The 24,088-nt window shown below is 36.5% G+C and carries 25 protein-coding genes and 4 pseudogenes; 6 read left to right on the forward strand and 23 right to left on the reverse strand.

Annotated features, from left to right (window positions below; all coding sequences use genetic code 11):
• Positions 1-298 precede the first annotated feature (298 nt).
• Positions 299-1,720, forward strand: coding sequence for a Na+/H+ antiporter NhaC family protein (locus ACIQAA_RS16020; protein ID WP_402621384.1), 1,422 nt, complete (start codon positions 299-301; stop codon positions 1,718-1,720).
• A 208-nt stretch (positions 1,721-1,928) separates the two neighbouring features.
• Here ACIQAA_RS16020 and ACIQAA_RS16025 read toward each other — a convergent pair whose 3' ends face one another.
• The 6 genes from ACIQAA_RS16025 to ACIQAA_RS16050 form a co-directional block, all read right to left on the reverse strand.
• Positions 1,929-2,087: a hypothetical protein gene (locus ACIQAA_RS16025; RefSeq protein WP_402621386.1), complete on the reverse strand. Its 159-nt coding sequence runs from the start codon at positions 2,085-2,087 to the stop codon at positions 1,929-1,931.
• Between the two features lie 57 nt (positions 2,088-2,144).
• Entirely contained in the window at positions 2,145-2,834 is a 690-nt protein-coding gene (locus ACIQAA_RS16030; RefSeq protein WP_402621388.1) for a DUF421 domain-containing protein, read from the reverse strand.
• 396 nt (positions 2,835-3,230) lie between these two features.
• Complete coding sequence (locus ACIQAA_RS16035; RefSeq protein WP_402621390.1) at positions 3,231-3,485, reverse strand: hypothetical protein; 255 nt, start codon at positions 3,483-3,485, stop codon at positions 3,231-3,233.
• Positions 3,486-3,629: 144 nt separating this feature from the next.
• Complete coding sequence (locus ACIQAA_RS16040) at positions 3,630-4,880, reverse strand: ATP-binding protein (RefSeq protein WP_402621392.1); 1,251 nt, start codon at positions 4,878-4,880, stop codon at positions 3,630-3,632.
• 406 nt (positions 4,881-5,286) lie between these two features.
• A complete protein-coding gene (locus tag ACIQAA_RS16045) occupies positions 5,287-6,600 on the reverse strand; it encodes an ammonium transporter (RefSeq protein ID WP_402621394.1) in 1,314 nt (437 codons plus the stop codon).
• A 4-nt stretch (positions 6,601-6,604) separates the two neighbouring features.
• Entirely contained in the window at positions 6,605-6,964 is a 360-nt protein-coding gene (locus ACIQAA_RS16050) for a P-II family nitrogen regulator (protein ID WP_402621396.1), read from the reverse strand.
• A 299-nt stretch (positions 6,965-7,263) separates the two neighbouring features.
• Here ACIQAA_RS16050 and ACIQAA_RS16055 point away from each other — a divergent pair, with 299 nt between their 5' ends.
• Both ACIQAA_RS16055 and ACIQAA_RS16060 read left to right on the forward strand, forming a co-directional pair.
• Positions 7,264-7,680 carry a DUF1284 domain-containing protein gene (locus ACIQAA_RS16055; RefSeq protein WP_402621398.1) on the forward strand — a complete coding sequence of 139 codons (417 nt, stop codon included), beginning with the start codon at positions 7,264-7,266 and terminating at the stop codon, positions 7,678-7,680.
• A 131-nt stretch (positions 7,681-7,811) separates the two neighbouring features.
• Entirely contained in the window at positions 7,812-8,234 is a 423-nt protein-coding gene (locus ACIQAA_RS16060; RefSeq protein WP_402621399.1) for an SRPBCC family protein, read from the forward strand.
• 112 nt (positions 8,235-8,346) lie between these two features.
• Here ACIQAA_RS16060 and ACIQAA_RS16065 read toward each other — a convergent pair whose 3' ends face one another.
• Positions 8,347-8,709, reverse strand: coding sequence for a group I truncated hemoglobin (locus ACIQAA_RS16065; RefSeq protein WP_402621401.1), 363 nt, complete (start codon positions 8,707-8,709; stop codon positions 8,347-8,349).
• A 173-nt stretch (positions 8,710-8,882) separates the two neighbouring features.
• Here ACIQAA_RS16065 and acpP point away from each other — a divergent pair, with 173 nt between their 5' ends.
• Positions 8,883-9,119, forward strand: a complete 237-nt coding sequence (acpP, locus tag ACIQAA_RS16070) for an acyl carrier protein (protein ID WP_402621403.1) — start codon at positions 8,883-8,885, stop codon at positions 9,117-9,119.
• 133 nt (positions 9,120-9,252) lie between these two features.
• On the opposite strand, the gene ACIQAA_RS16075 is transcribed toward acpP, so the two are convergent.
• From ACIQAA_RS16075 to ACIQAA_RS16105, 7 genes and pseudogenes are all read right to left on the reverse strand, one after another.
• A complete protein-coding gene (locus ACIQAA_RS16075) occupies positions 9,253-9,774 on the reverse strand; it encodes a hypothetical protein (RefSeq protein WP_402621405.1) in 522 nt (173 codons plus the stop codon).
• A 178-nt stretch (positions 9,775-9,952) separates the two neighbouring features.
• Positions 9,953-10,204 (reverse strand): hypothetical protein, encoded by a 252-nt coding sequence (locus ACIQAA_RS16080; RefSeq protein WP_402621406.1) that lies wholly within the window; start codon positions 10,202-10,204, stop codon positions 9,953-9,955.
• 113 nt (positions 10,205-10,317) lie between these two features.
• Positions 10,318-10,887 (reverse strand): dihydrofolate reductase family protein, encoded by a 570-nt coding sequence (locus ACIQAA_RS16085; protein ID WP_402621408.1) that lies wholly within the window; start codon positions 10,885-10,887, stop codon positions 10,318-10,320.
• A 97-nt stretch (positions 10,888-10,984) separates the two neighbouring features.
• Complete coding sequence (locus tag ACIQAA_RS16090; RefSeq protein ID WP_402621409.1) at positions 10,985-12,106, reverse strand: DUF418 domain-containing protein; 1,122 nt, start codon at positions 12,104-12,106, stop codon at positions 10,985-10,987.
• A 151-nt stretch (positions 12,107-12,257) separates the two neighbouring features.
• Positions 12,258-13,532, reverse strand: a complete 1,275-nt coding sequence (locus tag ACIQAA_RS16095) for an MFS transporter (RefSeq protein WP_402621411.1) — start codon at positions 13,530-13,532, stop codon at positions 12,258-12,260.
• A 78-nt stretch (positions 13,533-13,610) separates the two neighbouring features.
• A pseudogene (locus tag ACIQAA_RS16100) lies at positions 13,611-13,871 on the reverse strand (PhzF family phenazine biosynthesis protein); the annotation flags it as partial.
• Between the two features lie 15 nt (positions 13,872-13,886).
• Positions 13,887-14,531 (reverse strand): annotated as a pseudogene (locus ACIQAA_RS16105) (aldo/keto reductase); the annotation flags it as partial.
• Between the two features lie 197 nt (positions 14,532-14,728).
• On the opposite strand from ACIQAA_RS16105, the pseudogene ACIQAA_RS16110 reads away from it, so the two are divergent.
• Positions 14,729-15,646, forward strand: a pseudogene (locus ACIQAA_RS16110) (AraC family transcriptional regulator).
• Positions 15,647-15,695: 49 nt separating this feature from the next.
• Here the strand turns inward: ACIQAA_RS16110 and ACIQAA_RS16115 are convergent.
• The 7 genes and pseudogenes from ACIQAA_RS16115 to ACIQAA_RS16145 all read right to left on the reverse strand — a co-directional run bounded on the left by ACIQAA_RS16115 (position 15,696) and on the right by ACIQAA_RS16145 (position 21,067).
• Positions 15,696-16,382 carry a DUF4405 domain-containing protein gene (locus tag ACIQAA_RS16115; RefSeq protein ID WP_402621413.1) on the reverse strand — a complete coding sequence of 229 codons (687 nt, stop codon included), beginning with the start codon at positions 16,380-16,382 and terminating at the stop codon, positions 15,696-15,698.
• A 65-nt stretch (positions 16,383-16,447) separates the two neighbouring features.
• The gene (locus tag ACIQAA_RS16120; protein ID WP_402621415.1) at positions 16,448-17,170 is read right to left on the reverse strand and encodes a cytochrome P460 family protein; all 723 of its coding nucleotides are present in this window, start codon (positions 17,168-17,170) and stop codon (positions 16,448-16,450) included.
• A 466-nt stretch (positions 17,171-17,636) separates the two neighbouring features.
• Entirely contained in the window at positions 17,637-18,671 is a 1,035-nt protein-coding gene (locus tag ACIQAA_RS16125) for a serine hydrolase domain-containing protein (protein ID WP_402621416.1), read from the reverse strand.
• Positions 18,672-18,793: 122 nt separating this feature from the next.
• Entirely contained in the window at positions 18,794-19,351 is a 558-nt protein-coding gene (locus ACIQAA_RS16130) for a cysteine hydrolase family protein (protein ID WP_402621594.1), read from the reverse strand.
• A 241-nt stretch (positions 19,352-19,592) separates the two neighbouring features.
• Positions 19,593-20,335: pseudogene (locus ACIQAA_RS16135) on the reverse strand (class I SAM-dependent methyltransferase).
• A gap of 57 nt (positions 20,336-20,392) precedes the next feature.
• Positions 20,393-20,905 carry an arsenate reductase/protein-tyrosine-phosphatase family protein gene (locus ACIQAA_RS16140; protein ID WP_402621418.1) on the reverse strand — a complete coding sequence of 171 codons (513 nt, stop codon included), beginning with the start codon at positions 20,903-20,905 and terminating at the stop codon, positions 20,393-20,395.
• Positions 20,906-20,932: 27 nt separating this feature from the next.
• Positions 20,933-21,067, reverse strand: coding sequence for a hypothetical protein (locus ACIQAA_RS16145; protein ID WP_402621420.1), 135 nt, complete (start codon positions 21,065-21,067; stop codon positions 20,933-20,935).
• A gap of 139 nt (positions 21,068-21,206) precedes the next feature.
• Between ACIQAA_RS16145 and ACIQAA_RS16150 the strand changes: the two genes are divergently transcribed.
• Positions 21,207-21,971, forward strand: coding sequence for an SDR family oxidoreductase (locus tag ACIQAA_RS16150; protein WP_402621421.1), 765 nt, complete (start codon positions 21,207-21,209; stop codon positions 21,969-21,971).
• A 280-nt stretch (positions 21,972-22,251) separates the two neighbouring features.
• Here ACIQAA_RS16150 and ACIQAA_RS16155 read toward each other — a convergent pair whose 3' ends face one another.
• Together ACIQAA_RS16155 and ACIQAA_RS16160 are read right to left on the reverse strand one after the other, a co-directional pair.
• Positions 22,252-23,310, reverse strand: coding sequence for an LLM class flavin-dependent oxidoreductase (locus ACIQAA_RS16155; protein WP_402621423.1), 1,059 nt, complete (start codon positions 23,308-23,310; stop codon positions 22,252-22,254).
• Between the two features lie 111 nt (positions 23,311-23,421).
• Positions 23,422-24,015, reverse strand: coding sequence for a TetR/AcrR family transcriptional regulator (locus tag ACIQAA_RS16160; RefSeq protein ID WP_402621425.1), 594 nt, complete (start codon positions 24,013-24,015; stop codon positions 23,422-23,424).
• Between the last annotated feature and the right edge of the window lie 73 nt (positions 24,016-24,088).

Below are 24,088 nucleotides of genomic sequence, written 5' to 3' on the forward strand. Positions count from 1 at the left end.
AATTAATACCACCTTTTTCTTCTATCTGGGAGATCCTTGTTCTACAAATCCCAGACAAAAAACAAATGACATATGGAGTTCATATGTCTTTTTCTCGTATAATTTTTCTATTAAATTAGCTGCAATTCTTCACTTAATGGGAGTACTTTTCGTGATTGATCTCCTCTACCACACTTTATCAAATATTTTACCTCCATTTTTTTCAAAATTTCTTTCAAAAAAGGAAAATTTATCTGCAATCTTATGGAAACACTAAATGAATATGTAGAATGACGATATCAAGAAGGAGGAAGATGTTTTGGAACATACGTGGCTTTCTCTTTTACCGTTTATCATTGTTATTGCCATGTCCATCTGGCTAAAAAATATCTTGCCTGGTCTTGTCGTTGGCCTTGTGGTTGGTTCTCTGATCTTCACATCAGATTTATTAGATGGAACGATTCAAAGTGTTTCCTACATGGTCACCACGCTTTCGGATGAGACGAATATTAAAATTATCGGATTTCTCTACTTGTTTGGCGGTCTCGTGGGAATGATGAATATTTCTGGAGGGATTAAAGGTTTTTCAGAATGGGTTGGGACGAAGATAAAGAATGAACGCGGGCTGCTTGGCTTAATCTGGCTGACCCTCCCTTTTACCTTTATGATGCCGATGTTTCGAATCATGATGATAGGACCTGTCGTCAAATCTCTTGCGAAAAAAATGAATGTCTCGAAGCAAAAAGTCGGACTGACGATGGACATTTCAACGGAATCCGTCATCGTCCTTTTACCAGTCGCGACTGCATTTGTTGGGTTTATGGTTTCTTTGGTCGAAGGCAGTATTCGGGATTTGGATTTTGGTATGTCTCCCTATGAAGTATTCCTACTAAGTATTCTGTTTAACTTTTTTGCGATTACCACGCTAATCATTGGATTAATCCAAACCTTTTGGAATTTCGGTAAGAAGGATTCGAATGTAAAAGGTGTTCAAGAGCAGATGGAAGAAGAAGAACATGAATTTCACCGAATTGGCATAAAAAAAGAATTGTCGATGGTAAAAGCCCAGCCTTGGAACTTGATTGTTCCTGTTTTTTTACTATTAGGTTTATCACTATATTTGTTGTGGCAGGACGGCAAAAGTAAAGGAGCAAAAACTGTATTCGATGCCTTTTCTATCGCAGATGCCACCTTTGTCATGCTATTAGCCGTTTTTATTACACTAATTTTATCATTTATTTTTTATATTATTAGACGGCAGCATCTTAGTGAGCTACTTTACCATTTTTATGATGGCGGGAATCAGATGATGGAGGCGATTAGTCTGCTCGTTCTGATTTGGTCATTAACTCTTTCAGCCGAGGACCTGGGTTTTTCTAACTTTATAAGTTCAACCTTAGGTGCATTTTTACCAGCCTGGTTAACACCAGCCACCATCTTCCTTCTCGGCTCTGTGGTGGGCTACTTTATTGGTTCTTCGTGGGGAACATGGGGATTATTTATGCCATTAGGTGTTAGTTTAGCGGTATCGACCGGTGCATCTATCCCGTTAACCGTAGGTGCTGTATTTGCTAGTGGAGCCTTCGGGGCTTTGGCCTCACCTTTAGGAGATACCACCATTACGACCGCTTCCATTATGGACCTGCCGATCGTCGAGTATGCACGATATAAATTGAAGGTTTCCGTCATAGGAGGAGTCATTTCAATCGTTTTCTATCTTGCGGCAGCCTTCTTTGTATGACTTATGACTTAAGCACAGAAGACTATTAAAGGATTTGTTCTTCACAAGAGGGCTTAAGAACAAATCCTAGAAGAATACTGAAAGATTTGCCCTTCATATAAGGTCTTAAGGACAAATCTCAGAAAGCTACTCAAAGATTTGTCCTTCATAAAGGAAAACTCTTAGAATTTTTATAAACGAAGAGAAAAAAACCACTCTGCGTGGTTTTTTAATCTTGCATTCCTCCTGCCTCACGTGAAGTCATTGCACCTTGTCCCTGGCTTACATCTTTTTGAATTTGTTGTTTTACCTTTTGCGGATCTGTTCCGGCAAAATTTGGCTTCATAATAGAATCTATACTTTTTTTAGCTTGTTGATCCGGTTGCATCCTAGACCTCCTCAAATAAGGTGTAACTCTCTTATTATTTACAGAACTCCAGCAAAATTAATCAATCTGATCATGAAACAAATCAATATATAAATTTCCTTTTGTCCCTACGACTGCATACGAAATATCATGAACAGTTAGGTTTCTTTTTTTAAGCTCAGCCATTAACCATTCTTCATCGTAGGTATGTTTGGTTAAGTTTTCGTATAAGATGTTCCCATCATAGACCAGTTCTACCGGTATATTTTCGGCAGTCGGACGTAAACTTAAATCCTGCTTTGTGGTATTTTGGTATTGTGGTTTTTTTAAAACAGAGAGTGAGCCATTTACCTCTAAAATAGCGCACTCGACCTCATCTATGTTGAAGATACCTTTTCCCCGCAAAGCCTGTTTAAGTGAATCTAATGAATACCCCATGCGTTCCATTGACTCTTCGAGAATTTGTCCCTTTTCAATTAAAGTAGCGGGTTCACCAGCGATCCATTTTCGGAAGCGGTGATTTCGAACCGCAACAAGATTCAGCATAAACACAATACTACCCATAATACTAATGGCGATAATAAAATACAGGAATTTAATTTTTATATTGAATGCTAGATTTCCTGCAATAGTCCCCATTGTAATAGAAGCGATATAAAGGTGATAGGTCCTCTGAGCAATTGTCTGTTTACCGAGCAGCTGCACAAATACCCATAATAAAATAAAAGAAGTAAAAGTTCGAAAAATGATTTCAACAGAATCTAACATCGATGGTCTCCCTTGTTAAATCCAAAAAGCTCGTTTGTATAGTTTGTTCCTAATGCAAGTCCTTTATAATGGTATTTCATTTTAACTATCAATTTGATTAACCTTTGTTCTTAAGTAAGTAATTGTTTAGGTACCGATAGAACATATATGTAAGACATAGGGTAACCAGATAGACAGGTAAGGAATAAACGATATGCCACCCCGTATACGTAAAGACATGAATTTTATTAAGAATATATTCAAACGCGCCAGCAAAGAAGGTCCAGGTGAGTATATATAATAAAAATTTTATATGGGTAGGTTTAAAAACATCATATATATATAGAAACAAATAGCCATACATTGGATATACACCGTATAAAATCAGGTCAAATAGTTCGTATTTTTTCGAATCGCTTAAGTTGTAAAAATCATAAGGTTGGACCGCCATGGTGGTATTAGCCTTGTTAGGACATGCAGCCAAAATTCTTCTAAATCTTGGGAGATCGATATAAGTTCTAAATTCTCAATCAGTATGGAAGAAACGGAATGAGTGGTGATCCAAACCATCATCCCTATAAAAATAATTTCAAATAAATGTAAGGTCCTTTTATAAGTAACAGTAAAGATTAGCAATAATACGCATAAAAAGATGAAAATGGCTAATTTCATTGGTTCACCTATATTACTTCTCATATTTAAATTACAATTTTTTCTCCAAGTCTGGCTGGAGACATCATACTACTTTTAGGATTTACCAAAACCAAAAAACTCACCATGATATAGTGAGCTTTTTGTTAAAGACTTAATATTTCTTTAGGTTATTTGAGGTAACAGAATTATAAATTCTGTCCCAATATCCTTTTCACTTTTCACTTGTATTTTTCCTTTGAAAGAACGGATAATTTGAAAACTCACCATCATTCCTAGTCCTGTCCCACTTTCCTTTAAGGAATAGTACGGAGAACCAAGCATATCCATTTGCTTTTTGGTCATACCGATACCTTGGTCCTTAATGATAATCTTTATATATCCGTCATCCGTTGGAGTACATGTAATCCAAACCATTCCACCATTCGGCATCGACTCTATCGCATTTTTCAAAATATTAATTAGAGACTGGTTCAATTTTTGAGGATTTGCATAGATCCAGCAGTTATCTCGAATCTCAGTCTTAATCTCAACATTACGGTTCAAGGTGTAGCTTTGAATGATATTTACTACACGTTGGATTTGAAAACATACGTTGATTCTTTCGTTATCATCAATAGATGGTTTTCCAAACGATAAAAAATCATTAATAATTTCATTTGCACGGTCTAATTCTTCAAGGGATATTTGGATATATTCCTTCTTTTTATCAGGCAAATCAGGCTCGTTTAGAAGTTGCAGAAAGCCGCGAGTCGCTTGCATTGGATTTCTAATTTCATGAGCGAAAACACTGGTTAACTCTCCTATCACTCGTAATTTTTCCGAGTTTTGCATTTCTAAACGCAGCTGATGTATCTCCCTGATTGTCTCAATTAACAAAGTGAAACAAAACGTCACTACCAATGCAAAGATTAGATGAATAATCTGAACGATGAGACTTTCAATCGAAAAGCCTCTTAGCGTACCAAACCACGTAATACCAATAAGACAATAGTACAAAGAAAGACCCACAGCAATTTTTACCCTTAAATCTTTTTTCGAACTGGTAAACGATTTTTGAAAATACAGTATAACAGGCAGGGATAACATTAAGACAAGAACTGTATTATAAAAACCTATATCGAATCCAAAATAAAGTCGATAAAGGATGATAAGTGCTGATAGGAAGAATCCTGTCATAAATCCGCCATATAACGTTCCTAATAATAGAGGAATAATTCTTAACTCCAAACGAGCATTTTGACCAAAAACCACTGGAAAGGACATGCAAGCTATGATTGATAATCCCCACAGCATGGTCATTATTACTTTTCTATTTTTATCAGTCTTTACCCTTTCAGTAATAAATGTATAGTAAATAAATATGGGTATTAGCATAAACGTAAGCTGCAGCAAAAAATCCTTTATTATACTCATCTTCGTTACCTTTCATAGCTCTTCTATATCTGAATTGTGCAATAATCATGTTCATTATGTTTATGACTGTTCCATCCAAACAAACATCATACTTTAAGTAAGCATCGATATTAGTATATATTACATTACACATTATACTTTAAAGTTACCATAATTTGTCGACTTTTGATTTCTTGTATTAAAGTAATAGAAACAGTCATTTGCAAGAATCTTTAAGATCAGAAATGCATAGAAATTGCCTTCCAACAAAAAATGCCTATCAAATAATCACGTAATTTGATAGGCATAGGCTCAATTTGGGAACAGAACCTGTTAGTATTAGGTTTTTGGTTCCTATTTAAAGATGAAGAGGTATTTCTTTCTTATACTTAAGGATTAGTATCCAGCATTCATTATTTATAACATGTTATATAATTTCCCTTCTTATTTCATTTCCCCTAGTAGGAGCGACCGTAATTCCTGTTGTTTCTTCAAAATTATATAAACTAGCAGGCAAATCTGTGAATCGTTCTAATTCATTATAAGCGGGAATACCGTGGTATGACATATCCAATCCTTCTTCTTCCTCACGTTCACTCGCACGTAAACCAACGGTCTTTTCACATACCTTTGCCATGAATGCACCGCCTAAAAGACCCCATACAACTACTACTGCTGCACCTAATAATTGTACTTTTATAAGTGAGAAATCACCTGTTGTTAAAAGACCCTGAGTTGTATCAAACAATCCAACCGCAATGGTTCCAAATACACCATTGAAGCCGTGAACGGCTACTGCTCCCACTGGATCATCAACTTTTAAATGGTCAACGAAAAGTGTTGCATATATCACCAGTAACCCACTGATTGCACCAATAATGATTGCACTCCATTGAGAAACAAAGGCACAACCAGCTGTCACCGCCACTAGACCAGATAATACTCCATTAATCGTCATACTTGGATCTGCTTTTCCAAACTTTTTCATTGTAATAAGCAGGGCAGAAGTACCGCCACTTGCTCCTGCAAGCATGGTATTAATAGCAATAGATGCAAGGGCTGTATTGGAAGCATCTAATGTACTGCCAGCATTAAAAGCGAACCAACCAAACCATAAAATAAACGCACCAGCTGATGCTAGAGGAATGTTACTAGGTGCAAATACATTCGCACTTCCATCTGAATTAAATCTTCCTTTTCTTGCTCCCAATATTTTTGCAATAGCAAAAGCAGCAAAACCTCCAACAGCATGGATGGCAGCCGAGCCTGCAAAATCCTTCATTCCTAATTTCGCCAACCAACCCTCGCTGTTCCAAATCCAATGACCTGAAAGTGGATATATGATGATACAAATTAGTACTGCTGTTAAAATATAGGCTTTAAAGTTCATACGTTCAGCTACCGCACCTGAAACAATGGAGATACAAGCTACTGCAAATCCCATTTGGAATAGCACAAAGGCTACACTAGGCAATTCAATCGAAAGGGCAATCTTTTCTGGACTGCCAAATAAAGAAGTACCAATGAATCCGAAGGCATCATTCCCAAACATAATGCCGAATCCAATCATCCAGAACGCTAAAGCTCCTATCGTTAAATCTACAAATATCTTCATTGTTACATTGACAGCATTTTTAGTGCGAACTAGACCCGCTTCCAGTAAACTAAATCCGCCTTCCATAAATAGTACCATTGCGGCTGCCAACACAATCCATACGGTATTTAAATACATTAATTCCATGTTGTTAGCCCTCCCTATCTACTAATTCATCAATATCAAAGTCTGCTTTTCCAGTTCTAATATTATAAGCTTCAAAAATCGGATAAATGTAAATTTTTCCATCCCCATCTTCTCCCGTTTGGGCTGAATCAACAATGTTCTTTATGGTACGTTCCACCATATAATCCGAAAGAACAATTTCCAATTTTACTTTTGGATGAAGAGTTACTTTATAGTTTTTTCCACGATAGACACCCTGAGTATCTTTCTGTTTGCCTCTCCCTACTACCTGGGATACTGTAAAACCTGTAACTCCAATATTCTTCAATCCCTTGATCGTCTCAGTGAGCCTTTCTGGTCTTATAATTGCTTCAATTTTTTTCATGTATACCCCACCACCGGTTCATGTTATATTTCCTAACATTGATACGGTAAATAATATACCATACAAATAAAACTTTCAATAATAAATTGCGAAAATTATAAATAGTAAAATATTCAATTATCAAGGTCCTTGAGATTGTAAACTAAAAAGACATCCGAACGTTGGATGCCTAAGATCTGCAGAATGTGAATTATATTTATTGAATGTAATGATATGTTATGATTATTATGATTAGTTAACTAGTTATCTATTTAAGTTAACATATATATTTAAACAAATTTTTGAAATGGGGGAAAATTATGTTTAAGCTGAGAGGTCACCATCTTTTTTGCCTTTTGGGCTATCGGGGAATGGGCTATTCCCCAGAATATGTGGAAAATATGACACGTCTGCACCAAACCTTGAGGGAAAACCCCAAGATAAAAATTCAACTTGTAAAGGGTCCTGATCAGTTGTGTGAAAAGTACCCAAATTCAGGAGTATACCACTGCCAAGAAGACAATATTTATGAAAGAGACGCTGTAATTTTAGAAAAATTAGGGCTAAAGATAGGACAAATTGTGAATTGGGAGGACATTGAGTTGCTCATTCGAACGTATATCATCCCCTCCGATATTCAACGTGTATGTAAATCTTGCTCCTGGAGGTCATATGGAGTTTGTGAAGAAGGAATTCAAGAGATTCTTGACGGGAAGGGCTTAAGGGAAGTTAAATAATCTTTCAAAAAATCAGTAATCTTGGACTATTTAAAATAGCGTAAATATATAAAATCAATTACAATATAATCAGACTTCTTTGTAGACCATCGCTTAAAAAAATATTGGTATTATGAGAGGCGGTAAATGAAATGGAAACATCAAAAAAAATAATTGTAGAAACAACGGTCCAAGCACCCGTAGAAAAGGTCTGGGAATATTGGACAGAGCCAACTCATATCACGAAATGGAACACTGCTTCAGAGGAGTGGCACACCCCATATGCAGAGAATGATTTACAAGTTGGCGGGAAATTTCTTTCGAGAATGGAAGCTAAAGATGGCAGTTTTGGCTTCGATTTTGGCGGGGTTTATGACGATGTTAGATTAAATGAGGGTATTGCTTATACCTTAGAAGATGGACGAAAAGTTACGATCTCTTTTATTCGTCAAGGAGACGAAACAAAAGTAATTGAAACTTTTGATGCTGAAAACAGCAATCCTATTGAGATGCAAGAAGCAGGCTGGCAGGCGATTTTAGATAATTTTAAAAAATACATTAATAACTCAAAATAAGATAGTAAATAAGGTATTAGAACCGGGCGAAGGAAAGGTATTGACTCCTTAATTTTGCTCGGTTCTTTTCTTTATTTCTCCTGCAGGCAAAACTCCATAAATTTACTGAACTTTATTTATACAATATGTCATCTCGTAAGGATGCCACTTTTGTTAATGCTGTATCGATATCTCTCTCATCCACTCCAAAGTGAGCAAGTGCGTCGTGAAGATGTCTTTCAATTGCATTAAAATGATCTGGCTGCAGGTTCATCCCTTCGTGAGCTTTTGCCATTGATTGCCCTGTATACTGATTTGGACCGCCTAATGCAAAACTAATAAATTTTGACTGATGCCTGCGTTGTTTTTCCATATCCGTTTCTTTAAAAAAATGATTAACGGTCTCATCTTTAAGAACCAACTCAGAGTAAAAATAGTCCACCACTTTTGCAATCGCTTCTTCTCCTCCAACTTTTTCATAAAGGTTTTGTTCCATATGTACACTCCTAGATAGAATTTAATAGAAGTATTTTTCTACAGAAAAGTTGTATTTATGCTATAACGATTTTTAAAACCTTTATGATAGTAACTCTAGTTTTTGGTTTTTTGTTTTATGTTCCGAAATAGATTGTTATAATAGAGGGTATGAATACGTAGGAGGTTGTCCCAATGACCACATTTGAAAAGTTAAAGCCTATTATCGCAGACCAATTGGGTGTTAAAATGGAGAATATCAAACTGGAAGCATCATTTAAAGATGACTTCGAAGCTGATTCACTTGATATGGTGGATTTGACGATGGAAATCGAAGATGAATTCGCAATCGAAATTAGTGACAAAGTTGCAGCAACGCTTCAGACGGTCGGTGATGTTGTAAACTATATTCAAAACCAACGTAACAAATAAGGTAGACTATAGATTTTGCAATATAGCTCCACTAATATTGAAGCAAAAAAGAAGAACTTGCTTATGTACTTTCTTCTTTTTTGCTTTTTCATATATGTCTTATGTTCTGTGATTATCACATGTGCTCGATGTTTTACTTTAACGCGTTTACCACTTCCAAAAACTCTTCTTTTGTATATTTCGGTTTACTTCTTTCTGGGTTTTCTATCAAGAATATTTCATGTGTAATGTCGTCATCTTTCCATAGAATTGTTCTTTGTAAACCGTTCTTTGTTTCACTGTATGTGGCTTCTATTCCATTTTTTAGTTTCACAGTTTCTTTATTTTTAGAATCGTGACTTGGAAAACTGGGATTATGATATGTGTTGAATGTAATATTCCAATCACTATTTTTATCCGCATAAATTATATAGCTAAGCATAATATTTCCGTTTGGGTCATTTACTGGTTCACTTGCGTATCCGAAGTCCACTGTATAGTTTTCTGAAAGTAATTTGGAAGGAATAAGAATTTGATCTTTAGTTTTATCGGGTAAAGGTTCGATTGCACTAATAATATCATCAGGTAACTGAGACCTTCTATCCTTAAACGATGCTTCATTTGAACACGCTGCAAGAAAAAATAGAACCAATAAACTAAAAAAAATCCTCTTCATTAACCCATTCCCCCAAATAACTATTCTTTATCTCATTCTATATACGATATTGTTATCGAAAAGTTTCAAATTATCTTACAGTACACTAACCTGCACCGTAAGTACAGTTTAATTACCATAAGAAGCGATCCTGCACCGTTAAGAGAACAATTAGCACATTGACTAAAAGGACAGGCTTTTACCAAAAGATATTATCTAAAGGAGGAATAGGCTTACATTCGATTTTCTTAACCTCCTCGGTTATGTCCTCTGTTCCGTTTACAATAACCTTTTGGATTAATGTTGTACGATAACCGGTCTCTCGCTTTAGGTCTCGTATAACCTGATATGAAACCATTGGAATTTCGCTTTTTTTCCTAGCTGCAAACCTTCCCTTCGATAACACCCCTGTTCCTTCGATGCAAAGATGGACTTCAAGATTGAAATACACTCAAATCCCCCCCATTACTATTGTTACTTTTAATTACAGAACATATGTTTGATTTTGATGTATAAAAAAAGCTGAATTAATCAGCCCAAGATTTTAAAACATACATCCTAACATTAATTCCTATTCAAATGATAGATTAGCTGGACAACGCCAGAGGAGAATGATCTTGTATTAACCAATTTCAAATTTAACCTCTCTCGAATATCCATAAACAACGGTTTTCCTTCTCCTAAAACAACAGGGTGAACAGATAATCTAAATTCATCTACAAGTCCTAACTTAATAAAACTTGTAATAAGACTGGATCCGCCATATAACCAGATGTCTTTACCAGGCTTATTTTTTAATTCATTTACTTTCTCAAGTATCTGATCATTTATAAATATAGCTTTATCATCTGTCCCTTTTTGGGTTCTGGAAAACACATATTTTTGTTTACTATGTACTAAAATCCATAATTCTTTTTCAGTTTCCGTCACTTCTGTTTCTGGAGTATATCCCCCCCATAACTCATAGCTTTTTCTTCCATATAAAATGGTATCAATTTGGTGTAAGAAATCAATAAACCCCATGTCCGAGTCCATTATGCACCAATCCACTTCACCATTTTTCCCTTCAATAAAACCATCTAACGTAACGGCTAAATCTAAAATGATTCTTCTTCGCCTTTTCTCTATAGACATCATTCTGCCTCCTTTTGGTTATATAAAATGGATAAGCGCAAAGAAAAGCTGGAGATAACTCGTTACATCTTCAGCTTTTGCTCCGTTTTTAATTTGATTAAATGGCTGATCTCTTTCTTAAGAAGGTCTCAAAAGGTCCTCTTATCGATCGTCCATGCATATCATTAGCAGTGAATATCGAAAGTACCCAAACGAACACCGCAATCAAATCACTCTCCAATTGACCGATATGTCCACCAAGACCACCAGCATAAGGAGCTAAAATGATCACAAACAAAACAGACTGAATAAGATAAAAACTCAATGAACGTTGTCCAAGTGCTGCAATCATTTTTGTAAAGCTCCCACTTTTTCCTTCCAGCTTAATGACTAGCAATCCAATCAGGGCCGTCCATCCAACTCCACCTGCATAACCAGTGAGTGTATGAAGTGATTTTGCTGTGACTTCCCACACAGCATTATAACTTGTCCAAAACAAAGACGACATTAAGGCCATCGGAATCCCGCCAACTGTCGATAGTAAAAGTCCAAAACTAGCAGCAAAGATAAGTAACTTCTTATGGTTCTTAGGGTTATCTATTACCTGAAAACGTGCCACTAAAATACCTATTAGCACTCCGGGAATTACTTGATAACTCAGGACAGGTGTGTAAAACATCCAATCAAACATTCGAGTCATAGCTGCCTCAATAGGGTCTGCAATCGTTGCCGAATTCGTGACCTCCATAATTAATGTATCAAAGCCTCTAGGCATATATGGAGCAAATACTCCCACCAAGATAAGAAAAAACACAGCTATTATAATCATATTCCGATTGGATAATCGAAGAAATAAACTTGCAAACAGGAGAGCGATAAATCCATAGACTCCGATAATATCCGCAAGAAAAAGAGTTGCATGGAAAAAGCCTATCACTAACATCCATGCTCCTCTACGTCTCAAAATTTTTTTAGTGTCCTTCCAACTGGTTCCTTTTTTCTCTTGGCCCTTCAGGACTTGATGGAGCCCATATCCAAAAAGAATAGCAAATAAAGGGAAGGCACGTCCGTCAATGACAACTTGCCGAACAAATACAGTTAACTGGTCGGTAAACGTAATCTCTCGTTCAGTTGAAAATATAAATTGATTTGCATGTGCCAAAGCAATAAACAATAACATAAAACCACGTGCTAGGTCTGGTGTTAATTTTCTTTTATTGACAAATGAAGTAGTTTTCATAAACTTTTCCTTATAATAGAATATTTAGATTTACTTTATTCTCTATCTATCCTTAAACATATCATAAAAACAACTAATCTATTCACAACCCTACTTTGATAAAACATTAAGAACAGCTTCAGAATCTTACAGGTAAGTTCGTTAGTTTACCTTATTTAGCTATATAAGATTCATTTTCCTTTACTTCAAAACGTTGCTTTTTTATCACTATCACAAATAGACTTGCTAATAAACAAAACATTCCTGCTAAAGCAAATGCCCATGAATAGGAGTTGAACATCTTGTATACTATTCCTGCTCCACCTGCAGCTACTGCTGAGCCTAATTGATGGGCTGCGAAGATCCATCCGTACACCACAACACTTTTCTCAATCCCAAAGATTTGTCTAGAAATGTTAACTGTTGGAGGTACAGTTGCAATCCAATCTAAGCCGTAAAACACAGAGAATATTATTAGAAAAATATAGGAACCATCAGAAAACGCAAATGGGAGAAACAAAAGTGAAGCTCCTCTTAAACCGTAATACCAAAACAACAACCATCGATTATCAAACCGATCGGATAACCAACCAGAAAGAGTTGTTCCTATTAAATCAAACACCCCCATTAATGAGAGCATGGAAGCTGCAGTTACAGCAGTAAAACCAAAGCCTATACAATAGGAAATAAAATGAGTACCAATCAATCCACTTGTCGAAAGCCCACAGATAAAAAAGCTCCCTGCTAGTAACCAAAACTCCTTTACTTTTATAGCTTCAAATAAAGTTTGAAAGGCAATATTTACAGGATTTTTCTTATGTTCTACCTTATTTATAGCTGAAGCCTCTTCTTGCCCATATGGAAGAAGCCCCACTTCCCGAGGTGAGTTTTTCATAAATAAAAGTATAATGGCCAACATCATTACGCTAAGGATAAGAATTAGGCCCATTGCCCATTTCCAAGAATGGGTTTCGACAATTATTGCTAACAAAGGGAGGAGAATTAATTGTCCTGTAGCTGTACTCGCTGTTAAAATACCTAGCGCAAGTCCTCTTCTTTTTTCAAACCATTGATTTGCAATATATGGGCTTAGCACTGTTAAAAACAAACCAGAACCCAAACCGATAATGATTCCCCAAATCAAAATCAACTGCCAAGGTTTGACCATAAAAAAGGTGAGCAGGATACCGACCAATAATGTTGCCATTGCTAAAATCATCATTTTCTTTAGGCCTATCGTCTCTATTAAAGCAGCCATGAAGGGGCCTGAAATTCCGTATAGAAGAAGGCTGATGGCAAATGCAAATGAAATTGTGGAGCGTTCCCAACCGAAGTCAGTTTCAAAAGGGACTATGAACACTCCTGATGAGGAACGTATGATACCTGCTGTTATTATAGAAAAAAATGCAATAAATAACATAACCCAACTATAATGAATAGGCTTCAAGCCTTCACCCCTCATTTATTAAAATTAAAATATATGCCTTTTCTTTTGGGTAATTAGCTATATTTAATACTTTCTATCTTAAACCCTAATATTTAATTCGGCTACTGAATATAAAACTGCTCTTCCAGCCATCTTTACTCGTGTATCCTCATGTTTACAATAAAGCGTTCCACCTCTACTTGATAATTGTCTAGCCACCATTTCTTTTTTTCCTAGTCTATTTGCCCAAAACGGAATTAAGCTACAGTGTAAGGAACCTGTTACGGGATCTTCATTTACTTTTAGCTTAGGGAAAAACCCTCGGGAGACAAAATCATATTCGCTTCCTTGTGCCGTAACACAATTTGTATATTTTCCGCTTAAGAAACCATTTCCTAATGGACTGTACGAAACAAAAGCAATCCCTAACTCATCACAACTATCAAATAGTTCTTTTTCAGGTTCTCGCCACATCATTGAATATTGATTTTCAATGGCGGCAATCGGACATACAGCATGGGCACGTCTCATGTAATCAATTGGTGCATTAGATAATCCCCATGCTTTAATTTTTCCTTCAGCCATTAATTCTTGCATCGTTTCAGCCACGGTTTCCGGTTCTATATTCGGATCAATACGATGTTGGTAATATAAATCTATGCAATCGACTTTTAATCTTTTTAAAGAACCTTCTAATTGTTCTCTAATTGATTCTGGTCTACTATTTAAAATATTTAGAAGACCATCATTTACAATTTCTTGGCCAGAAATTCCAAATTTAGTAGCAATCACGACTTGATCTCTTATTGGTGCAAGCGCTTCCCCTAATAATTATTCATTCGATTCTCCATAAACCACAGCAGTATCAAAGAAATTGCAGCCAAGTTCAACAGCTTTTCGAATTAGTTTAATCATTTCTTTACGATCTGCTGGCTTTCCATAAGCATGATCCATTCCCATACAACCGAGTCCAATAGCGGAAACTTCTAGACCACTATTCCCTAATTTACGCTTGTCCATTATATTCCCCCTACTTTTACCATACGATTATGCAATGTAGTTACTTCCCAGGAATTGTACTTTATTATTATGCAACAAATCATAACGCGACTGATATCCAATTCCTATCAAATCATTGCCTAATCCTCTCACCATACTTTCGCTACATAGTAAAGTGCATTACAATTGAGATATAAGAAAAGAACAAGGAGGTTCCTATGTCTGAACAAATCCTTAAATACCAAGGTGAACTTGCCAAACTCATTAAGCGTCACACAGGTCAGGATGGTGGTCATGGGACTGCTATTCCGTCTTTATTTTTCTCTCATTTCTCTGACGCAGCCGGACCATTTTACGGTGTTCATAAACCTTCCTTATGCATCGTCGTTCAGGGTATGAAGGAGGTCCTGCTATCACAGGAACTCTTTAGGTACGGACCTGCCGATTACCTTGTTACGTCTGTTAACTTGCCAATTATCGGGCAAGTAACGGAGGCTTCTTCCGAGGTTCCATATCTGGCTCTTAAAATTGAGTTTACGCCTAATGAAATTTTAGAAGTTTTAGGAGATTTTCAAATCGGTGTGAGTAAAGAAGAAAATACTAAGAGAGGCATGTATGTCAACCTGATAGAGTTACCTCTGTTGGACGCAGTAGCCAGATTTGTTCGCTTACTTGACAATTCTGAAGATATCCCGATCCTTGCTCCTCTTATCAAAAAGGAAATCATCTATAGGGTTCTACAAGGGCGGCACGGTGCTGCACTTGGGCAAATTGCAGTAGAAGGAAGTTCTGCCTATCAAATCAGTGACGCAATCAAACATATCATGAATAATTATGATCGGGCTATTCGGGTGGAAGAGCTTGCGGAAATTGCGAATATGGGTGTTTCATCGCTTCATAGACTTTTTAAAGAGGTTACCGCAATGAGCCCCATACAGTTTTAAAAACAACTGAGACTGCAGGAATCCCGGCATTTGTTACTAACTGAGGCAGCAGGTGCTGCTGATGTTGCATTCCGGGTAGGTTATGAAAGTCCATCGCAATTCAGCCGTGAATATTCCCGACTATTTGGTTTACCACCTAAAGAGGATATAAAACGCCTGAAAGAATCCTATGACCAAAGGATAAACGTATGAAGAAAAAAGGAGCGGTTTAGACCACTGCTCCTTGTTGTAAATAACAGAATTACCTTAAGTGAGCTCTATCTTTTCCCTGCTTCTGAACAATTTTCAGAGCGTAATGTGAACCAGCGATATAAATACCCATTATAGATAAGTAATCTAATATAAATTCCGAAGTGGACTCATCAAAGCCCCAACCAAATGGATTATATATAGTAAGCTTGGAAACTATATCTCTCTCAAAAGATGCCTGGACACCATAAGCAACAATCAACACAGCTATGACACACAGCGTAATTGTGCGGATAATGCTTGGGTTTGTAATACCAGTCATTTTTCGCGCTGCATTGAGAATCGTTCCCCAGGATAATCCTATATGTATAGCCATGAAGATAAAGCCCCAGTAAGAAGTCAGAACATGTATCTGTCGCAGAATCATATCATTGTTTATTGGAGTAAATGGGAATATGTCTTGGGATATAGGTACAGAGCTTACCATCACCACAGTCATGGACACAAGAAAAAGCAGATTGACCGCTAAGCTTAGGATACGTCGGACATTGTGCTTTCCCTTAAAAATTGTCTTATACCATCTCCGGTTTAAAATATTGTGGACAAGAAACAATACCAGCAGGGAAACTCCAATAAGTTCATGGATTGCATTCCCAGTAATATGGTAAGCCATCGCGACTAACATGAGAACAGTCATAGAAAAATCAATAACTAGTCTGATTAACATTATTAGATTCAAAAAGTTCTCCTCTTTCTATTTTCTTACAACCTAGTCTAGTTTCTGTTGTTAAGCAGGAAAGACAGTCAGCTATTCTCCTTATTAAAATGAATCATAAAAAGTGCCTTCTGGATCATTTCCTCTTTTGACATATCTGCTATTAGCTCATACTCATCCTTCTGAGCATTCAGATTATTGCCAACCTCTTTTATCTCCCACTCATCAATCGGAATACCCGCGATTTGGGATTCAGTATTTCCTTCATTAAATCCAGTAATAATATCTAAATCAAAATCCTTCATCTCATCTAGTGTGTTAACGTAATCATCCCGTTCCTGATTTGCGTGGCAGGAAAAGCAGCGACCGATGTCTGCCTCTTCGTTGACCGACCCGTCTTCTGTAAACTCCTGGTATTTCCAATCGCCGTTACTCATTTCAGACGTGTTTTGGTCAGCCCAACCATTCCGCTTTTCCATCACGAAGATTCGATCAAGTTCTTCATCCTCATAGATTTCAAGTGTAATAACAGTGCCGCTGGGGATTGGCTCTCCGTTTTGGACAGCTTCGATTGCTTCACGACTCGTGTAAAGCTCTTCGTAAGTATTTCCACGAGTCACAGTTGTGTAGAGTACACCCTTTTCGTAGTTTTCAGGGAACTTGACTAGGCTAGTGCCAGTCCCAGAGGACGCCTGCTCGGAACTTTCATCAGATGACTCCTGTTGTGAAACTCCATTTGTGTCGTTATTACTGTTACAAGCCGTAAGAATTAGGATCATCAATGCAAGGGAATGAAATATTAAACGTTTCATACTGTTTCCTTCCTCCCAGTTGGATTCCTTTATAGTCATGGTAAATTCCATACTTTAGGTGGATTCGCTAATTCTGTTTATTGTCTCACAAATAAACAAGCAACTGATATCCTATTCCTCTTAAATGTTTGCCTAATCCTCTCCATTAGGGAGCTCGCAATAATTTGCACTCACAGAATTCAGGGGAAGTTTTATTAGTAACTGGTATTGAAAGGTGGTAAAAGAAGAGCGCATAACATAGTGAAGGTCGTACTAAACTATGGTGAAGGTTACTTGAATAAGAATAAGCGATCCTTCGTTATTGAAGAATCGCCCCATTAGCATAAGAAGCCTATTTTTTTCTTAACTATTAAAAAAATACCAAACGCAGCAACAAAAATTAGCAATTGTTTCACAGTCTTTCAGGTTCATTATTTACTAAAAATGAAGAATGCGGTAATTTGAAGAGTACTTCTAATTGTGTGTATTACAAGGTGTTTGCTATTGTTAATTCATGTTCAATACCACTCATGATCTCAAATGCTCCATCCGACTTATTGGAGCAAATAACAACCTTTATTGATAAGTCAGGATAATAAGCAGAATGAAAGCTCACACCAGGATCGTAACCCATTACATGGTATTTTAGGATATTGTTATCTGTTGTCTTCTTTATCCAAATACCATAACCATAGAAACTAGTTTCATTGACTTGTGTATGTATGGTTAAGAGCTTATTAGTATAAGTTTCATTTAAAAGCTGGTAATTTAAAAGTGCGTTCCATAGTATAGCCATATCATTAGCTGTTACAAATGCACCGCCATCGGCCCCACCTTTTACAGGTAAAGAATAGATGTTTGTTTTCCAAGTTCCATCAGGATTATCAATATAGCCTAATGCAGTATTAGGAGGCAGGGAGTCAAATGAAAAGTATCCAGACTGCTTCATTTCAGCTTTATTGAAAATGTGTTTTTGAACATAATCAGAGAATTCAAGTCCACTTGACTGTTCCACAATTAATCCTAATAAAATATATCCAGCATTATTATAGTGAAATGTTTCTCCTACCTTGGACTTCATTGGATTATTTTGAAACATTGGTAAGAAATCTTTTAACTTTCTTATCTGATACATAGGATTTTTAATCCAAAGCTCCTCAAAGTTATCCATTACATCCTCATCAAAATAATCCGGTATTCCTGAAGTATGTGTCAGCAAATGATGGACAGTCACCTTTTCATGAAAATGTTTAAAATTATTAGTAAGACATTCGGTCAATGTAGAATCAAAAGAGATCATCCCCTCCTGCACAAGCTGACAAATCGCTATAGCCGTGAAGAGTTTACAACCAGATGCAATTCCAAAACGGGTAGCAGAATTATTTTCTAATTCATCTGAACGGTTCGCGTAACCAAAGCTTTTATCTACTAAAACCTTATCCTTATCTTCAACAAATACCGAACCTGAGAAATCAACATTCCTTTGAATATTTGAAACTATTTCTTCTAACTTAGTGTTCATAGCTATTCCTCCAGATTTCAATACAATTTAATTATCAAAATGCCCCTATCAACAAAATAGACCAACAAATCTAATTACAATTTGTTGGTCTATTTTACCATATTACGACAGGACTGTCGTTTTTATCTGTATTTATTATGAATAGGGTGAAACAAATCTTCTTCACTTTTTCGAACAACTGCAAAGTTGTCGACATTGTAATGCCCATGCAATGTTTTATTATGATGACCTATGATTTGTTCTGCAGTTAGAACGGATGAATCTCTTGTAGAATGACCATCTGCTGTTAAGGTTACATCAAACCCATTGATGGTCGCGGTTCTCACAGCCGAATCAATACAGTATTCCGTTTGACAACCCATGATGACGAGGTGTTCAATTTCATGATCTCTCAAGTAATCTAGCAAACCTGTACCATAAAATGAATTAGTGGCTTTTTTATCAAAAATCATGGAAGTAGGAGGAATATTAATTTTTTGATGAACTTGAAACCCTTCTCCTTCACCGCCAGCCACATCTTTATCCCTTACAAAAACCACTAATACTTCTGCTTCTTTTGCCTTTTCAATGACCAAGTTAATATTTTTCAAGAGATCCTCTTTTTTAAAAACACTGCTATCATTTTCATTTCCCTCAATCAATTCCTGCTGGGCATCAATTACAAGTAAAGCTTGATTCACTGCCAAAACCCCTCTCAACATAATTAGTTCAGGTCCTTCATAGCTTTGCAACAAACTCGTGTACTCGTTAATCATACTTCCCCTCCATGCTCAATGTCGATTATTTATTTACCATTCCATTAAAGAGGACTTAGAAACCCCTAATAGATTGATATCCATTTAATCATCATAATTGAAGATTGTAAGGAAATTATGTATTAACGGTAATTTTTATGTGAATAATGACCATTATTCTAATTACTTATTTGCTGCATTCAAAAACACGAAATAAAGTTCCTGGTCCATAGCCATTCTTTACCTCATGCACCACAATATTTTGAAAACCTTTTGATTTAAGTAGATTGTTGAATTCACCTGGATAGTAAAGGCGCATTGGGAAATCCATAATCTCGTTTTTTTCAAGTTTGTCCCTTAGAAAAGACTCATACTTCAGCAGCATGTATAATAAACTATCTCATCGAAATAAACCTTCTTATATTCAACAATGGTCTCTTGGACGAATTGTTTCCGGTTTGTTTCCACCCATTCAGGTATATCTTCTATCCCGTTATACCTTGTTATCGTTGTTAATAACATTTTCCCCTCATCCTTTAACACTGCTTTCAAGTTATCCAGACCACGTTCTGCTATCTCATCAGGCAGTAAAGAAAACGAACTAAATGGAATTAAGATCAAGTCATATTTTTTATCAGATTTAAAGTCTTCTATTTTCTCACAGAAAACAGTTGGGGTCAGGTTTAACTGTTCCGCTTTTTGCTTACATACCATTAGCATTTCTTCTGAAATATCGAATCCATCTTTGTCTACACCCTTTTCCATAAAAGGGATAAGCATTCTCCCATTTCCACACATGGGTTCTAACACTTTTATGGTTTTATCCTTTACAAATGATAGATAAAACTCTAATTCTTTTTCCCCTGCTATCGATTTATCACTTTCATATACCTTTGTGCATAGTTCTCCGTAGTAATCTACCAATACCATCTCTCCCCAATTGATTTCTGATATTTATTTCTACACTCTATGTTTACTATCCTTTTTTTAAAATAAAAGCCTTCCATTTAACTCGGAGGTGGATACCTGACCCGTTTGTTCAACGGCCTCTTCCTCTATATTTCTTAATAAATATGGTATGGCATTATTAACATACACTACCAATTGATTCATTTGTTCTGCGAAATCAACGCTATCGGGAGAACCAATATTTACTGGTGTTTGCTTTCCATTGAAAAGTTCGTTAAATAGAAAAATATCACGGTTATATTGTTGTTTAAGATAATCTCTATGTAATTCACCCATCCCAATAATCATATTGAATTTCTCAAAACAAGTTTCATCAAATTGTGTTCTTTTGAAGTCAGAAGTGTCTATACCCATTTCACCCATTATATTAAAATGAATTTTAGAGTATCTACTAATATCGCTATTGGCTCTTATCCCCGCAGATGCCACTATAACTCGAGCGTTATTTGTTTTTTTCAGATAATCCTTCATGCAAAATTCCGCAATCACACTTCGAGTAAAATTATCAGTGCAGACAAATAGAATATTCATTATTTCCCGGTTTTTTAGAATTTTTGATTAATTTTTGTTTGCTATGACACTTAATAAATCTACAATTTGGGCTAGCCAAAGTGCGATGAATCCCGTACCTATCGCTATAGCTACTAAGGCAAAAATTCCAATCAACTTTAATTTATCATCGTCAAATTTCAAAATCACTACTTCCCCTCAGTATTCATTATGTTAATTTTACCATTAAACTCCATATTGTTAGCGCTAGCTACGCAGAATATTTTCAATCTGTTTTGAATATTAGAATACGATGGCATTATGAGTAATTGGAGTGATGTACTTGAAAGTATTGATTACTGGAGCTACGGGGCAGTTAGGTTTAGCTTTGTTAAAACAACTGAAAAATACTGATTATAATGTGAAAATAACATCAAGAAGAAAGTTGGAGAACTTTAATTTTGAGTGTGTCTATAGTGATTTATTGACTGGTGAAGGTTTAAAAGAAGCTGTAAACGATGTAGATGTGATTATTCATGCTGCCACAAGTCCAAGGAAAGATTCGGATATAATTGATGTTTCTGGCCTCAAGAAGTTATTGGATATAAGCCAGGATATCAAACATTTTATTTATCCATCCATTGTTGGCATAGAAGATATTCCAATGAAATATTACCGGAATAAATATCAAGCAGAAGAATTGTTAAAAAACAGTTCTGTTCCACATACAATCGTCCGTGCATCTCAGTTCCATAGTTTTGTAGAGAATTTATTCTTATCCAAATCTCTTTTTAAAAGATACCTTGTGCCTGGAGAGATAAAATTTCAAAGTGTCGACGTTGATGAATTTGCAGCTCATCTAATTCAAATGAGTGAAGAGATTCCTAAAGGAAAAACGGAGGACTTCGGTGGACCAGAAATACTAACATTAAGAGAAATGGCAGAACTGAAAATAAAGGTAAATAATGAATCAAATAAGGTAGTAAATCTCTCTTTTCCAGGAAAACTTTATAAGTCTTTCTTAGAGGGTAAAAATACAAATGAACATCAAAAAGTAGGAAAGATAACATTTGAAGAATATCTCAGAAATAGAGTGGTACACAAATAATTATGATTTTTATCGAGACATTACAATATTCCAACTTTTCAGGCACAATTCACCTCGGATTGTGCCCGAAACCAGGTATCATTCTGAAATTAGGTAACAAAACACTCCTGATTGTGACCCAACCTTTACTCTTAACCAATATTGGGTCACAATTCACCACGAATTGTGACCGAAATTATGTATCTTTCTGATTTCGGGTAACAATCCACCCGTGTTTGTTGCCCAACGATTGCTCTTTGCCTTTTTTCGGGTACAATCCCTAAAATATCGTTGTTTTCTACTACTTCGATTCGTTTTCCTTTTCCCACTTAGCTACTTCTTCACGAACAATCGGTGCTACTTCTTTTCCTAATAGTTCGATAGACCTCATTACATCCTCATGCGGCATGGTACCGACTGGGCAGTGGAGCATAAACCGTGTGACTCCAACATTTTTTCTCAGGTTAATGATTTTTTCAGCCACGAATTGTGGATCTCCTACATATAAGGCTCCATGTAGACTGCGAGCCGCATCAAAAGTCGTTTGGTCATATCTTCCCCATCCACGCTCACGTCCTAATTTATTCATCGCCTGCTGGGTAGACGGGAAAAACTTCGCCGCAGCTTCTTCTGTACTTTCTCCAACAAAACCATGTGAATGCGATGCAACTGGCAGCTTTGAAGAATCATGACCTGCATGTTCCGCTGCTTTCTTATAAAGCTGAACTAGCGGTGCAAAATGCTGTGGGCTTCCGCCAATGATGGCTAGTACAAGTGGCAATCCAAGCAGACCCGCACGAATAACAGACTCTTGATTACCGCCGCTTCCAATCCACACTGGAAGTGGATCCTGAACTGGTCTTGGATATACACCCAAATTATTGATGGATGGCCGGTGTTCACCTTTCCAGGTTACCTTCTCAGACTTTGTTATTTTTAATAGCAGATCAAGCTTCTCTTCGAATAACTGATCATAGTCCTTTAAATCATATCCAAACAATGGAAAGGATTCGATGAAGGATCCACGACCTGCCATGATCTCGGCACGTCCATTTGAAATGGCGTCAAGTGTCGCAAAGTCTTGAAAAACTCTTACTGGATCATCAGATGAAAGAACGGTAACGGCACTTGTTAACCGAATTCGCTCTGTTTGTGATGCTGCGGCAGCTAACACGACCGCAGGTGATGAAGCTGCATAATCCTCGCGATGGTGTTCCCCTACTCCAAAGACATCCAGCCCAACCTGATCCGCTAGGACTATTTCCTCCACTACTTCACGTATCCGTTGTGCATGGCTAATAACCTTACCGGTCTCAACATCCGGTGTTGTTTCTACAAACGTACTTAATCCTATTTCCACAAAAATAGCCTCCTACTATGTATTTCTGTTTACATCAAAGCGACAGTAAAATAATGTTAAACCCTAAATCCATCCATCGTAACAATTTACCACTCATTGACAAGAAATGAATCACTCCCTATCACCTGTACTTGTAAATTTGTTAGATTCCAATTCAATCCCCGACAGTAAATAAGGAATGGCCAATTTAATAAATTCTTCAGGCGGTATGGTCATACCAGTTCGTTTCCATTCTACAGAAGCTCCGTAAATCCCCCAGCTTAAGATGACAGCATTAATTTTTGGTGCTTCCTTATCTTCCGTTGTCTTTTGTTTTATTAACATTTTGTAAAAAATATTTTCGAGCTGTTCCCTAATGATTCGGGCAATGGTATCTTCGTATCCTCTGTGACAACGATTGGATAATGACTTTTGAAAATTTGTGATGGCTGTGAAAATACGAATGAACGCTTCTTCATTTAATTTGTCAGACTTGTAGACATCTTCATTTAAATTCACTAACAAAACCTCTGATAATGCCTTCTCTAATAAATCATAGATATCTTCAAAATGATAATAAAAAGTCGCACGATTAATCATTGCCTCTGTTGTTATATCCTTTATCGTAATATCCTTAAATTCTTTTTTAGCAGAAAGTTCAATGAAAGAATCCATAATTAATCTCCGAGTACGCAGAACGCGCGGATCCGTCTTTGATTGAGTCATTTTGGTGTCACCTCTACTTTTTGCGACAATTTGTTCAATGTGTTGTATACACGACATATCGATGAAACTATCG

The organism is Neobacillus sp. NPDC093182, from assembly GCF_044754045.1.

Bases quoted from the DNA above. Each gene is read 5' to 3' on its own strand.
- ACIQAA_RS16025 (WP_402621386.1), bottom strand. From the start codon at position 2,087: ATGCAACCGGATCAACAAGCTAAAAAAAGTATAGATTCTATTATGAAG.
- ACIQAA_RS16030 (WP_402621388.1), bottom strand. From the start codon at position 2,834: ATGTTAGATTCTGTTGAAATCATTTTTCGAACTTTTACTTCTTTTATT.
- ACIQAA_RS16035 (WP_402621390.1), bottom strand. From the start codon at position 3,485: ATGAAATTAGCCATTTTCATCTTTTTATGCGTATTATTGCTAATCTTT.
- ACIQAA_RS16040 (WP_402621392.1), bottom strand. From the start codon at position 4,880: ATGAGTATAATAAAGGATTTTTTGCTGCAGCTTACGTTTATGCTAATA.
- ACIQAA_RS16045 (WP_402621394.1), bottom strand. From the start codon at position 6,600: ATGGAATTAATGTATTTAAATACCGTATGGATTGTGTTGGCAGCCGCA.
- ACIQAA_RS16050 (WP_402621396.1), bottom strand. From the start codon at position 6,964: ATGAAAAAAATTGAAGCAATTATAAGACCAGAAAGGCTCACTGAGACG.
- ACIQAA_RS16055 (WP_402621398.1), top strand. From the start codon at position 7,264: ATGTTTAAGCTGAGAGGTCACCATCTTTTTTGCCTTTTGGGCTATCGG.
- ACIQAA_RS16060 (WP_402621399.1), top strand. From the start codon at position 7,812: ATGGAAACATCAAAAAAAATAATTGTAGAAACAACGGTCCAAGCACCC.
- ACIQAA_RS16065 (WP_402621401.1), bottom strand. From the start codon at position 8,709: ATGGAACAAAACCTTTATGAAAAAGTTGGAGGAGAAGAAGCGATTGCA.
- acpP (WP_402621403.1), top strand. From the start codon at position 8,883: ATGACCACATTTGAAAAGTTAAAGCCTATTATCGCAGACCAATTGGGT.
- ACIQAA_RS16075 (WP_402621405.1), bottom strand. From the start codon at position 9,774: ATGAAGAGGATTTTTTTTAGTTTATTGGTTCTATTTTTTCTTGCAGCG.
- ACIQAA_RS16085 (WP_402621408.1), bottom strand. From the start codon at position 10,887: ATGTCTATAGAGAAAAGGCGAAGAAGAATCATTTTAGATTTAGCCGTT.
- ACIQAA_RS16090 (WP_402621409.1), bottom strand. From the start codon at position 12,106: ATGAAAACTACTTCATTTGTCAATAAAAGAAAATTAACACCAGACCTA.
- ACIQAA_RS16120 (WP_402621415.1), bottom strand. From the start codon at position 17,170: ATGAAACGTTTAATATTTCATTCCCTTGCATTGATGATCCTAATTCTT.
- ACIQAA_RS16125 (WP_402621416.1), bottom strand. From the start codon at position 18,671: ATGAACACTAAGTTAGAAGAAATAGTTTCAAATATTCAAAGGAATGTT.
- ACIQAA_RS16140 (WP_402621418.1), bottom strand. From the start codon at position 20,905: ATGAATATTCTATTTGTCTGCACTGATAATTTTACTCGAAGTGTGATT.
- ACIQAA_RS16160 (WP_402621425.1), bottom strand. From the start codon at position 24,015: ATGACTCAATCAAAGACGGATCCGCGCGTTCTGCGTACTCGGAGATTA.